Source organism: Corynebacterium pseudogenitalium (assembly GCF_024453815.1).
GTDB classification, from domain to species: domain Bacteria; phylum Actinomycetota; class Actinomycetes; order Mycobacteriales; family Mycobacteriaceae; genus Corynebacterium; species Corynebacterium pseudogenitalium.
Genome location: NZ_CP072934.1, coordinates 2,030,421 through 2,044,894 on the forward strand (window position 1 = coordinate 2,030,421; position 14,474 = coordinate 2,044,894).

Sequence of the window (14,474 nt, forward strand, 5' to 3'; positions counted from 1 at the left end):
CTAAACGCTACTCAGTGTACTCACTATGCAGACATTTGCCTTTACAGCTGTTGACATGCCGTTTTAAATTCTAACGAATAACGGCCATACAACAAAGGTGTTGAACAATGGCAGGCAGACACATGGGAGGCTAGGCCCGGCGCGCAAGCGCCGCCGCCTTCTGTGCGATGGCGAGCTCCTCATTCGTCGGCACGACAAGTACTTTCACGCGAGAGTCGTCGGCGGAGATGATGCGCGGGCCGTCGTTGGGCAGGGAGTTGCGCTCCGGGTCGATCTTGACACCGAAGGCCTCCATATTGTCCAGGGCGTCCTCGCGCACGAACTTGTCATTCTCGCCGACGCCCGCGGTGAACGTGATCGCGTCTACCCTGCCCAGCGCCACCATGTAACTGCCGATGAAGCTGCGCAGCCTGTTGATGTAGACGTTGTAGGCCAGCCAGGCGTCGCCGTCCTCGTTTTCGATCATGGCGCGCAGCTCGCGGAAGTCGTTCACGCCGGCCAGACCCTTGACGCCGGAGCGCTTGTTCAGCAGCTCGTCGATCTCGTCGATGCTCATGCCGCCGTGGCGCGCCAGATGGAAGATGATGCCCGGGTCGATGTCGCCGGAGCGCGTACCCATGACCAGGCCCGCGAGCGGGGTGAGCCCCATCGACGTATCGATCGCGTGCCCATTCGCCACCGCCGAGCACGACGCCCCGTTACCCAGGTGCAGCACGATCTGGCGGGTGTGGTTCGGGTCGGACCCGATCAGCCCCGGCACCTGGTTGGAGACGAACTCGTGGGAAGTGCCGTGGAAGCCGTAGCGGCGGATCTGGTTCTGGCTGGCCACCTCGGCGTTGATGGCGTAGAGCGCCGCGGCCGGCGGCAGGGAGTGGAAGAAGCCGGTGTCGAAGACCGCGACGTGCGGGATATCCGGCAGCAGTTCGCGGGCAACCTCGATGCCGTCAATGTTCGCCGGGTTGTGCAGTGGCGCCAGCGGCACCTGCTCCCGGATCATGTCCACGACGGGATCCACAATGATTTCGGGCTCACTGAACACCATGCCGCCGTGCACCACGCGGTGCCCCACCGCCACCACATCGAGGTCCTTCGGGCTCACGCCGCGCAGCGCCAGGCGGTGGAACGCCTCCTCCAGCCCGTCCTTGTGCGTGGGGATGGATTTTTGCAGCACCCAGCGGTCCTCGCCGTGCTTGATGGTGATGCGGCCTTGGGGTTCCCCGATTTGCTCGACAAGCCCGGAGACGAACGGTGCGTCCGAGGCGTCCGAATTCGGGTCCACGATCTGGAACTTCACCGAGGAGGAACCAGAGTTAATCACCAGTACGTAGCTCATTTACTTCACCCCTGCCTGAATCGCGGTCACGGCCACAGTGTTCACAATGTCATCGACCGTCGCGCCGCGCGAAAGGTCGTTGACCGGCTTGTTCAGCCCCTGCAGAATCGGGCCAACCGCCAGCGCACCACCAGTGCGCTGCGCGATCTTGTACCCGGCGTTACCCGCCTCAAGGTCGGGGAAGATGAACACGTTCGCTTGTCCCGCCACGGGTGAATCGGGTGCTTTCTGCTTCGCGACGCCCTCATCGCACGCAGCGTCAAACTGAAGGGGGCCGTCAATAATTAAGTCGCAATTAATAGCGCGGGCGGCGGCGACGGCCTCGACCGCGCGCTCCACGTCGGGGCCCGCGCCGGAGCTGCCCGTGGCGTACGAGAGCACCGCAACCTTCGGGTCAATACCGAATTGAGCGGCGGTCAACGCGGAGCTCACGGCGATTTCACCGAGCTGCTGCGCGGACGGGTTGGGGTTCACGGCGCAGTCGCCAAACGCCCAGAGGCGGCCCTGCATCACCATCAGGAAGATCGACGACACCACCGAAGCCTCAGGGCGCGTCTTGATGATCTGGAACGCCGGCTTAATTGTCTCCGCCGTGGTGTGCACCGCGCCCGAGACCATCCCGTCCGCGCGCCCGGTGTGCACCAGCATCGTGGCGAAGTAGGAGACGTCCTGCATAGTCTCGCGTGCCTGCTCCAGGGTCACGCCCTTGGACTTGCGCAGCTCAGCGAAGGTCTGCGCGAACTCCTCAGCCAGGTCGGAGGAGCGGTGGTCCTGCAGCGTCGCCCCCGACACGTCCAGCCCGAGCTCCTGCGCCTTCGCGGTGATCGCGTCCACATCCCCCAGCAGCGTCAGCTTCGCGACGCCCCCCTCCAACAACCTGTGCGCCGCCTCGAGCACGCGCGGGTCCTCGCCCTCCGGCAGGACGATGTGCGCGCCGACCTCGCGGGCCTGGCCCAACAGGCGCGAGCCGAAGACCAGCGGGGACATCACCGGCGCGACCTCCGGGATGGTGAGGTCGGCCGCGTCCTGCACGTCCGTGACCGTTGCGAGCAGCGTCGCACCGTGGCGTTCCACAATCCGTTGCGCGAGGGGTGCGCGCTGCGGGGCGTCGATAAGCACGATGACCGCAGCCCCGAGTGCTGCGGCGAGCTCCGCATCAAAGGAGCACTCCCCTTGCCCTACAAACAACGTGCCTTGTTCCTGGCCGGCGCAGGCGGCGTAGGCCTCAGCGAGTGTCTCCCCCGTAACTTGGACGGTTTGAAGGCCGTGCTGTGCCGCGAGCGCGTCAGCATCAGCACTGCTGAGGTTCGTGTTAGTGCAGGTGAGCAGTAGATGTTGAGCCATAACCCAGCCTTTACGATCGTGGCGGACATAAATGCGTATCATTCTACAGCCACACCACAACACGCGGGCGGACAAATGGGGTCCAGTTCACATTTCTTTGATTTTTGGCGCTGGGTCTCACTTGCGGCGGTGGGTGGCCGCTGGATCGCTGGCCCGGCACCGACAAGCCCCAATGCAGTGGCCGGCAAAAAGTTCCCGCGGCCGGGAACCATTTGGTGTTAGGGGCCGGTTCCGGTCGACCAACGCTTTCATTTCCCGAGGCAGCGACGCCTGTCCACGAAGAATGTTCCCGGTTTGCAAAATGACCGGGGAACAATCCCTATCTCTCGCGGCCAGGAGCAACGAAAAATGGCAAGTAAGCGTTTAACCCGTGGCCCTAACAGTCAACCACAACGGAAAATTATTTCGAAAGGTGATTGTCGATTTCGGGCTTCGGGGCTTCATCCTCCTTGCCACGACGTAAGGGGCAAAAAGAGAACCAGCCGCCTTTCCTTATCGGAAATGACGGCTAGTCGTGATACCCCCACCATAGCAGTATGTTATCTAGCCTTCACCTCGATGGGGGTAGACGGCGTACATGTCCGATTTGGTGGTCCGGGTAGACATAGCCAATGACCGGGAAACGAAAACAATTCTTTAGCGAACCGGAATTGGGCTCAACCTATCAAATACCGCGAACTGACAAACAAGTCAAACTCACGCCAATAGGTCGGCAGAGTTCTGTGACTTCGCCTATCTATCGATAGTCGAAAACCGGCTCTACTTGCATTGCCCCTCGGATCCGACACCGGCTCGCCTTCCACGCCCACCAACAACGCAAAACGCTGCCGCCCGCCATACAAGGCGGACAGCAGCGTTTCACTGTACAAAGAGCGATCAGTAAGCGTTGAACTCGCGGTCACCCGCGAGAGGTCACTGCGGGCTAAACGTGTTCTTTACTTCTGTTCTTTCTCGGAAGACAGCTTCGTTGTCTTGCCGGAGGATCCCTTCAGCTCCAGATCCTTGACCGAAGACGAAGGACCACCAGGCTTGCAGTTGTCGTAGATGACCGTGCCAGCCAGGATGCCAGCAGCGATCAGCACGATACCCGCAGCAACCATACCCAGGTCCGCACCGACGGTACGCAGCTGTGCGTTGATCTGCTCAACCTGACGTGCCATCTCCGGGTTGAAGATGCCCGCCTGCTGCTGGATGTGGGTGTTCGCAGCCTGCAGCTGAGCGCTTGCTTGTGCGGCGAAGTCGCTCAGGCCAGGGATCTGAATCTGGGAAGCCAGACCCAGTGGCAGCAGCGCGATCAGCGGCAGACCGAAGCCCACAGCGGATGCGGCGCAGCGGCCGGCGTCGACCTTGCCGTCGGTGGCGTCGAATGGGTTGAGGCCCTTGTTGAACTCGTCACGGTTCTTGATGCCATCGCCATCAATGTCGCCGTTCGGGTCCAGCATGGACTTACCGTTCTTATCCACCAGCGCGAAGGAAGCCTTCACGCCGGTCTGTTCGCCGGTGCTGTTCGCTACCGTTGCCTCTACGGAGGTGTTTGCGAGCGGAGCGAACTCCTTCACAAACTCGTCCCAGGTCTTAGCATCCTTCTTCTTGAAGGCCTCTGCCAGTTCCTGTGGCGACGGTGCCTGGCCGGTGATATCAGCGGCGCCATCCACGACGTTGATGTCCCACTTCGCACCGTGCAGCTCGCCGCCCTTGCGGTCGGTGATCGTCGCCGTCGTGCCCTCCGGCGTATCGACGGCCTCTCCGACCTTCTCGCCATCCTTCTTGTTCAGCTGAACCTTGGCAGTGTCCTTGCCACCAGGCTGGACATTGGTGTCCGGGTAGGACGCCACAACGTTGTCCCCGAGTTTGTTGCCCTCGGATGGGTCGTTCTGGTCGTCCGTGCCTGGCTTCTGCTCTTCGCTGCCTGAGTCCTGTGGCTTTTCTACCGTGATGTCGGTTTCGAACTTGCCACCAGGCAGGTCCGGATCCTCGACGACCAGGTTGATCGGGCCTTCGACGTCCTTGCCCGGGGTGACGTAGACCTTGCCGTCGTCGCCGACGCGGACCGGCACGTCCTTGCCGTTCTTGTCGGTTGCAGACTCCTTGGTGTCGCCATCCTTGTTGTTAATGATGACGCCGGTGTCCTGCTCCTTTCCGTTCGGCACGACGGGCTTCTTGCCGTCAGCGTTGACGTTGGTCTCTGCCTTGCCGTTGTCGTCGCGACCCTTCTCGTGGCCATTGACGTCAATCTCAACCTGAGACTTGCCTTCAGGAAGACGTGGGTCCTCGATTGTCACCGTAATCGGGCCATCAACGTCCTCACCAGGCGTGACGACAACGTTACCGTCCTTGTCGATTTCGACCGGGACGTCCTTGCCATCCTCGTCCTTCGCGGAGATCTTGGTGTCCTTGTCAGGATTCTGAACCTTGACACCAGTGTCCTGCTTCTCGTTGGTCGGGTCGACCGGCTTCTTGCCGGAATCATCAACCTTGAAGTCAGAGTTGTTGTCATCGCGACCCTTCTCATGACCGTTGACCTTGACCTCGATCTCAGTCTCGCCACCAGGCAGGTCAGGGTCGGTGACCGTCACCGTGATCGGACCATCAACGTCGGTGCCAGGGGTGACGTGAACGTTACCGTTCTCATCGATCTCGACCGGGATGTCCTTGCCGTCCTCATCCTTAGCAGTGACATTGGTGTCCTTGTCCTTGTTGTTGACCTTGACGCCAGTGTCCTGCTTCTCATCGGTCGGATCGACAGGCTTTGCGCCAGTTTCGTCGACTGTGGTCTTCGGGGCTTCCGGCTTCGTGTCCGAACCGTTGTCATCACGGTCCTTCTCGTGGCCCTTAACCTCAACCTCAACCTCGACCTTGCCGCCAGGCAGATCCGGGTCCTCGATGGTCAGCGTGATCGGTCCATCAACGTCGGTGCCAGGGGTGACGTGAACATTGCCGTTCTCATCAATCTCGGCCGGAATGTCCTTGCCGTCCTCATCCTTAGCAATGACCTTGGTGTCGCCGTCCTTGTTGTTGACCTTGACGCCAGTGTCCTGCTTCTCATCGGAAGGATCGACAGGCTGCTTACCAGACTCGTCAACCGTGGTCTTCGGCGCTTCCGGCTTCGTGTCCGAACCGTTGTCGTCCTTGCCCTTCTCGTGGCCGTTGACCGGAACCTCGACCTCGACCTTGCCGCCAGGCAGATCCGGGTCCTCGATGACTACCGTGATCGGACCATCAACGTCCTCACCTGGGGTGACATGGACGTTACCGTTCTCGTCGATCTCGGCAGGGATGTCCTTGCTATCTTCGTCCTTCGCAGAAACCTTGGTTTCCTCGTCAGGGTTGACGATCTTGACGCCGGTGTCCTGCTTGTCGTCGGTCGGGTCGACAGCCTTCTTGCCAGACTCGTCGACAGAGGTCGGATCCTGGGTCACATGGATGGTGACGTCGACTTCTTCCTTCGAGCCATCCGGGTAGGTCACGACGACCTTGCCCTGCTTGTCACCAGGCTCGTCGGTGTTCGGTGTGTCCTTCCACTCGTACTCGGTGCCGTCAGGAAGATCTTCCTTGTTAGCAATCGAGTCTTCAGGCTTCGGCTTCTCTCCCGGCTCAACCGTTTGATCCTGCCCCTTGGGGTCGTAGGCGTCAGCCTGGGACTTCACAGCCAGCGGGACGATATCGGTCTGCTCGTGCTTTTCACCGTTCTGATCCACCAACGTGTACGTCACAGTCACGTTCGGCTTCTCTTCAGAAGCCTCAACCGGGGTCGTTGGGGTGCCGGTGATCTTGCCGTTTTCAAACGTCAGACCATCTGGCAGTCCCTCAACCTTGAGGGAGCCTTCCTCGATTTCTAAGCCCTGTGGCAAAGGACCGAAGCCCTCAGGCTTCACTTCCTGTTCGTAATCCTCGCCAACAACGCCGTCCTTCAGCGGAGTGTCCGTCACCGTAATCTTTGTGACGACCTCTTCCTGCTGCTTTTCTGCAACAGTGGACTTCTCCGTCTTCTGGATGCGCTGCGCGGGGTCTTCCTCGTCCGGGTTCTCGTAGACCGGGTTGCCGTCCTCATCGGTGACACCAACATACTTGTCCACCATGACCTCGACCTCGCGAGTCACGGTCACTTCGGTGGTGCCAGGCTTGGTTGGGGTGCCAGTGATCTTGCCGGTCTCGGGGTCAATCTCAAGGCCCTCTGGCAGCTTATCGGCGGAGTACTTTGGCTTCGAGTTCTCAGCAAGGTTGTCAGGCAGCTTCTGGAACAGGTCCGCGACGTTGTTGTCTGGGTACTCTTCACCTGCGGAGCCAAGCGGCAGCTGCTCTGGGACAACAGCGGTGAACGAGTCCGCGATCTCCCAGCGATCAGACATCTTCTTCGAAGCAGGGTCAACAGTTACCACAGCCGCTGTGTAGACGGTGGTTTCCTTCAGGTCCTCAGGTGCCTGGAAGTCACAGGAAGGCAGTACGCCCTTCTCGTCACTCTTGACGATGCACTCTTTGCCTTCCAACTCTGTCTGGTTACCAGCGGGATCAGTTGCGTACCAACGAATTGCGTAATCCGCGTTCGGCATCAGACCCGCAGCTTTCGTGGTCACCTTGGAGCCAGCTCGACCCTTATTGTCGTACGAATTGTACTCCGGAATATCAAAGATCGGCTGTGCGGACATCAGCGGGAACTGCAAGCCGTTCATGTTCGCACCAGCGATTACAGTGCCAGAATCAGCGTAGTTTTGGAACATGTTCATCGGGAACGCCGAATTCTTGACATCACGACCCTCAATACGCGGGTAGATGTACATGTAATCAGTGTTGATGTGGCGACGCTTCCCAATGGCAAGGCCAGTGAAGGCTCCGTAACGGCTCCCTCGATCCATCTCATACTTCGGTGCTACCTTGCCGAACTCATCTTCCGATACGTTGCCGATCCTGTCACGGCTAGCACCGTAGGTACCCTTGAATGGCAGGTAAATCGTGCCATCATCTTTCGACGGCACCACTACCGTCTCAGCAATGTGCGATCCAACACCGTGCTCGTCCTGGTACGCCTTAATAATGCGCTCCTGGTTTGCACGCTCCTGCTCAGCAGTGTAGCCCTTGTTCGCGTTCTTCCACGCGTCAATCTGACGTGCCACCTCATCGTTGAGGTAGGAGCCGACGATCTCTACACCACCGGCAGCGCGATCCCCCTGGCCTGTCTGGTACTTGTAGTACCCCGGAAGCGAACCTGCATCCTCGCCGTTCTCCCACCACACCATCGACTGGTTCGGCGCAGGCAGGCTCTTAATTGTGCCAAACGCACCATAGTCTGGGAACTGACCATCAACGGTTGGCTCACCGGTCTGGCCATCAAGTGCGCGGGTCCACTCAGACTCCGGCTTCGCCAGCCAATCAACCTGCGCAGGCTTCTCCTCAAGCACGAAACGCCCATTTGTAATGCGGGAGCCAGCCGGGCCGGCGGTAAAGTTCCAGGATTCCTGGACGCGGTTCGTGCGCGTGGTGTATCGGCCGGAGTTCATGTCGCCGGCTGCAACGACGGAGTACTTATTCTCGTCTGGGTTTTCGCCCCACACACGGACTTTGAACTTGCTGGCGCCAGCCAGGTTGAACGCAGGAGCGCCGACCCGGTCAGTCACTTTACGGGTCAAGTCGAAGGAAAAGCGACCCTCGGAGTCGGTCAGGGTGTAGAACACCGGGGAAACTTCGTTTTTGCCGGTGACGTACTGCAGGTAGATAACATTGCCCTTCAACGGCTCATTGTTCGCCGAAAGGTCGTCATGTCGGCCGTCCTTATTGATGTACGCGTAGCCGTGGTAGCCGCCATAATCGCGCCAGCCACCCTTGGTGTAGATGGCGTTCGGAACCTTCTTATCCTTGACGGCATCGTCAACATTAGCGTCCGTGCCGGCAACCGCCGCAGCGGTCTCCTGGGCAAACGCAACCGGCTGCGCCAGCGGCGCAACGAGCGCAAACGAAAGTGCTGCCGCAGCGATCGAGGTACCACGACGAACTTTGTAGGAGCTTCGCACAACAATTCCTTTCATTCCTTGATTTGAAACATGTAGTCGCACCGCCGTGTTTTTCACCGATCTTTAGGCACAAACACAGGCGCTACGTGCTTTACAGTCATCAAAGAATAACAATGAATGGTCTGCGCTTCTAATAGACCTTTAGGCCTATTCCATTCCAGGATTTTGCGACACCGATATGTTTCAAACTCTAAGAATCCATCAGGTAGGCAGTGCTAGGACGATTGTCCTATAGTGCACATGTAATTGTTTGTATAGATAATTAGTAGACATATGTACGTCACCTGCGAAGACGAAGATTCCCAGAACTAACAGCGACCGTTGTCAGTACCAATACAAAAAGCTGCCACCCGTCATATATGACGGGTGGCAGCTTTTCTCTTCTTAGAAAGCGATCAGTAAGCGCTTAGCCCCCAGCCTCCCCCCGCAAGGGGGTGACTGTTCAGAGTGTATTTCTTACTGCTGCTTCTTCTCTTGCTTTGCCGGAGTCTTGTTGTCCGTCTTGGAGGACAACTTCGTCGTCTTACCGGAAGAACCCTTCAACTCCAGATCCTTCACAGAGGACTTCGGGCCATTCGGGTTGCAGTTGTCGTAGATGACCGTGCCGGCCAGGATACCAGCAGCAATCAGCACGATACCTGCAGCAACCATGCCCAGATCCGCACCGAAGGTACGCAGCTGCGCGTTGATCTGCTCAGCCTGACGTGCCATCTCCGGATTGAAGACGCCAGCCTGCTGCTGAATACGGGTGTTGACCGTCTTCAGCTGAGCATCAACCTGTGCAGCCACATCGCTCAGAACCGGAATCTGAATCTGGGAAGCCAGACCCAGTGGCAGCAGCGCGATCAGTGGGAGACCGAAGCCCACAGCCGATGCCACACACTTGCCGGTATCAAAGCCATTATCCTTCGGATCGAACGGGTTCCAGCCATTCGAGATCTCGTCCCCGTTGTTGACGCCGTCACCATCAGCGTCACCCTTCGGATCCAAGATCGACGTCTTGCCGTCCTTACCAACAAGTACGAACTGCGCTTCACCAGGCTTGGGCTCCGACTTGCCATCGGTGAGCTCGAACTTAACCAGCGGGTTCGCAACCTGATCGAAGTCCTTCTTGAACTTGTCAATCGTCAACTTCGTACGGCCTTCACTACCCTTCTTGCCATACCTGTCGTTAAACTGCTTCGCCAGCTGCTCCATAGTCGGAGCCTGACCAGTTACAGTCGCGCCTTCTGGTGTGAAGGTCCAGTCGGTAGCACCTTCTGCCTTCGGGTAGCTCTTAGCCTCCGGATTGTCCTGTACCTTGATGCCCTTGAGGTCCGTAACCTTCTTTCCGCCATTGTCAGTGAAGGCTGGCTTAGCAGTTTCCTTACCACCAGGCTGAACATGGGCCTCGTCGTAGCCAGGTGTCAACGAAGTCAGGTCATTACCGTGGGAAGGATCCGTAGGCTTCTCAGGCTCTGTCGAAGGGTCGGCTGGGTCGGTATCCGTCGGCTTGCCAACGGTGACAGTAACCGTCTTCTCATCAACCGAACCATCCGGGTAAGTAACCTTCACCGGAACCTCGATCTTGTCACCAGGCTTGGCGTTTTCAGGAACGTCAACGGTAATCGAACCGTCCTCGTTGACCGTCACACCCTCCGGCGCACCCTCGCCCTTCTCGAACTTAGTGCCCTCCGGCGGAGTCGTCTCCTTGCCGTCCTTATCCTTAAAGACAGGCTTGTCAACCGTAACCTTGTCACCCGGCTTACCAGATCCATCCTTGTACTCAGGATCGATCTCGTCAGCAGTCTTCGCATCCGGGTTACCAACGGTGACAGTAACCGTCTTCTCATCAACCGAACCATCCGGGTAAGTAACCTTCACCGGAACCTCGATCTTGTCACCAGGCTTGGCGTTTTCAGGAACGTCAACGGTAATCGAACCGTCCTCGTTGACCGTCACACCCTCCGGCGCACCCTCGCCCTTCTCGAACTTAGTGCCCTCCGGCGGAGTCGTCTCCTTGCCGTCCTTATCCTTAAAGACAGGCTTGTCAACCGTAACCTTGTCACCCGGCTTACCAGATCCATCCTTGTACTCAGGATCGATCTCGTCAGCAGTCTTCGCATCCGGGTTACCAACGGTGACAGTAACCGTCTTCTCATCAACCGAACCATCCGGGTAAGTAACCTTCACCGGAACCTCGATCTTGTCACCAGGCTTGGCGTTTTCAGGAACGTCAACGGTAATCGAACCGTCCTCGTTGACCGTCACACCCTCCGGCGCACCCTCGCCCTTCTCGAACTTAGTGCCCTCCGGCGGAGTCGTCTCCTTGCCGTCCTTATCCTTAAAGACAGGCTTGTCAACCGTAACCTTGTCACCCGGCTTACCAGATCCATCCTTGTACTCAGGATCGATCTCGTCAGCAGTCTTCGCATCCGGGTTACCAACGGTGACAGTAACCGTCTTCTCATCAACCGAACCATCCGGGTAAGTAACCTTCACCGGAACCTCGATCTTGTCACCAGGCTTGGCGTTTTCAGGAACGTCAACGGTAATCGAACCGTCCTCGTTGACCGTCACACCCTCCGGCGCACCCTCGCCCTTCTCGAACTTAGTGCCCTCCGGCGGAGTCGTCTCCTTGCCGTCCTTATCCTTAAAGACAGGCTTGTCAACCGTAACCTTGTCACCCGGCTTACCAGATCCATCCTTGTACTCAGGCTCGAACTGACCGTTCTGATTCGTGATGGAAGGCTCTAGCGGCGTTGCTGGAATCGAGCCCTTGTCCTTCGGGTTGGAGCCCTTGCCCTTCTCTTCAGCGTCCGGGACGCCGTCACCGTCATCGTCGGTGTCTTCCTTGTCAGGCACACCGTCACCGTCAGTGTCGAGCTTGAAGTTGGCCTTCGTGTTGTCCTCGGAGCCGTCCGAGTATTTCACGTTCACAGGGACATCGAACTCTTCCTCAGTGTCCTTATTTAGCTGAGGCTTGCCATTCTCATCCTTCTTAACCGTGACGGTCACAACACCGGTCTTCGGATCGATATCAACTTCGTAGCCCTCAGGAGCCTTGAAGTCCTTCGGGATCGAGAATTCGGCATCTCCAGGTACTTCGACCTTGTTACCATCTTCGTCCTTGAAAGTCGGCTCCGAAGTTGCAGGCTTCTCCGGAGTAACGAGCTTGTCTTCGTAAGATGGTTCGAGCTCTTCCGCCTGCTCCGTCTTCGTCACCTTCAACGGGACACGGTCAACGTGAGCAGCCTCAACAACCGTAGGCTCTTGGCCTTCTTCAGCAGCAGGAATGACGATATCGTAGGTCACCGTCACATTCGGGTTCTCCTGTGAAGGCGCGTTGTCACCTTCCGGGGTAACGGCAGTCGGGGAGCCGGTGATTTTGCCAGTCTCAGGATCAAAATCGAGGCCTGCAGGCAGACCATCGACCTTAATGTTCTCTGCCACTGCACCCTTCGGGAGACCCTGCGGCTTCACATCCTGGTCATATGGCTTACCAACGACACCATCCGCAAGAGGTGTGTCCGTAACGTGCAGGTCGTAGGACTTAGAGTTCTCAACCGTCGTCACAGAGGAATCACCAACGGTAAGTTCTGCCTCGTTGATGACAACTACCTTGTAGTCACCCGGCTTCTTTGGCGTACCAGAGATAACTCCAGTCTCCGGGTTAATCTCCATCCCCTCAGGGAGACCCTCTGCTCGGAAATTCTTGTAGGTCACACCGTCTGCCGGTTCCGGTGCAACCGATACCGCCTCTTCACCCTGCTTGTACTCTTCCCCAACGGATCCGATTGGCAGGGACTTATTGACCGCAGCAGTGAAGGCATCCGAAGCGAGCGGAGTGCGGTTACCGGTGCCGTCCTCCGCCCACAGGGTAGCGGTGTACGTGGTGGTTTCCGCAAGATCCTCCGGAACGGTGAAGTCAGCAGACGGCAGCGAGTAGTTATCTACCGGCAGATCCTTGTGCTCAGCAACAACATTGCCCGCAGGGTCAGTCCAGATAATGTCGTACTTCAAGTTGTCATGCGTGAGCATGCCGGTTGCCTTAGTGACTGCGGTGTCACCTGCTGCAGCCGTATTCAGCTGCGAATCATAGTTGACCACATCGAATTCCAGCGGCGCCGGGCTCAGAATGATGTTCATGCCACGTTGGTAGTCCTCCAGCCTATCCTCAGACTTACCAACAGCAACATTCTTACCGCCGGACCAAGTTGCCGGATCAATACCATTCATCCAACGCTGGAACTGCCAACCAGATTGCACGCCAATGTTGTTCGGCAAATCCACCGGACCGACGTACATCCAGTCCATGTTGATGTGCTTGGAATCAAGCGCACCGTTCGACCAACGTCCCTCAGACCAGGATTCTGCACGCTGGTGGAATTTATCATCAGGAACAATACCCTGACGATCACGAGCATTACCGTAGATACCCTTGAAGTAGAGCTTGTACTCGCCCTTCTCATTAGTCTTGGTGGTTACAGTCTCGGCAATCCACTCTGGGTGCTCTCCCTGGATCTGCTCGCTGATCCACTCCTGCATCTTCGTCTCATCCGCAATCGTCCAGTCACGACCACGAAGATCCTTGCCACCAAAGTTCTGCTTTACATACGTCTCGATGGCGGTGATTGCCTCATCGCTGAGGTAGGAACCAACGATCTCTTGGCCTCCGAGAACCAGGTCGCGCTGCTCACCCTGAATGGCACCGCCACCCAGAATTGCACCGGTTTCCGAGTCAGCCGCACCGTTAGGAACTGCGGAGTTCCAGAACACAACACCACCGATGGAACCATTCAGACCGTTACCGACATTGTCGCCTTCACCAGAAACAGCCCAATCTCCGCGTGGCTGAGTCAGCGTGTACTCACTATTGCGGATGTAGTTAATATCGAGGTTCGAAACGCTGTAGTTGCTGTTCCACGACACCATGTGGTTGTTATCTGCCGCAGCCTGTGCCGGGGCCCAAGCACTTGCGTACTGATCCATCAGACGCAGTTCTTCCTTCTGGCCATCAGGCAGCTCAACCCATACGCGAATCTGCTCCCGCCAACCATCAAGACGGGGGTTACCCGCAATATCTTTCAGGCCGGCCGAACCAGTAGTTACAGCTGCCTCAAATACGCGCATGCGATTCAGCTCGTCAAAGAACGGCTTCATCTCAATCGCATAAGCGCCCTGCTCATTGGTGGTCGCAGTGTAGATCGGTGAGAAACGAACGTTTTTGTTTCCCTCTTTCCACTGCGCGTAAACCTTGGCGCCCTGAATTGGCTTGGAATAATCAGCCAAGCGAGAGTTTGTATTAGCCTGCGCAAATACCTCACGAACAGAACCCGAGATGGTAAACGGCGAATTTGCCAAACCTTCAGATTCAATGGCCGTTTCAGTGGTCTGAACCGACGCAGGCTTTTCCTGAGCGAACGCGACTGGTTGCGCCAACGGCGCAACAAGCGCGAACGAAAGTGCTGCCGCGGCGATCGACGTGCCACGACGTACCTTATATTGGCCTCGCATAAACATTCCTTCCATATGGTCTAATCAATGCGACTACCTACCCGTCAGCCAAGGTCTAGCAAAACCACAAAACTGCAGGTGGTGGACGTAGACAAAGGTCAACGATTAGTCACTCGCTGTAAATTGTATCAACCCATGGAAAATGCAGGATCCCTACAGGGCTTTTCTAATTCTCAAACAAAAAGAGCTACAACTGTCAGATAAGCGCAGGTGGAATGCAGTAATTTTTTCTAGTGATACATTTTGGTCGCTATATACGGAACTCATTGACATAGTTCCATTAGGACCAGCTCAAT

The 14,474-nt window shown here is 57.4% G+C and carries 4 protein-coding genes; all 4 read right to left on the bottom strand.

The window, feature by feature from the left end:
• Positions 1-130 precede the first annotated feature (130 nt).
• The 4 genes from KBP54_RS09730 to KBP54_RS09745 all read right to left on the bottom strand — a co-directional run bounded on the left by KBP54_RS09730 (position 131) and on the right by KBP54_RS09745 (position 14,178).
• Positions 131-1,333: an acetate kinase gene (locus KBP54_RS09730; protein WP_256005583.1), complete on the bottom strand. Its 1,203-nt coding sequence runs from the start codon at positions 1,331-1,333 to the stop codon at positions 131-133.
• Complete coding sequence (gene pta, locus KBP54_RS09735; protein WP_256005585.1) at positions 1,334-2,677, bottom strand: phosphate acetyltransferase; 1,344 nt, start codon at positions 2,675-2,677, stop codon at positions 1,334-1,336.
• A 935-nt stretch (positions 2,678-3,612) separates the two neighbouring features.
• A complete protein-coding gene (locus tag KBP54_RS09740) occupies positions 3,613-8,682 on the bottom strand; it encodes a Rib/alpha-like domain-containing protein (RefSeq protein ID WP_256005586.1) in 5,070 nt (1,689 codons plus the stop codon).
• A gap of 456 nt (positions 8,683-9,138) precedes the next feature.
• Positions 9,139-14,178 carry a YPDG domain-containing protein gene (locus tag KBP54_RS09745; protein ID WP_256005588.1) on the bottom strand — a complete coding sequence of 1,680 codons (5,040 nt, stop codon included), beginning with the start codon at positions 14,176-14,178 and terminating at the stop codon, positions 9,139-9,141.
• Between the last annotated feature and the right edge of the window lie 296 nt (positions 14,179-14,474).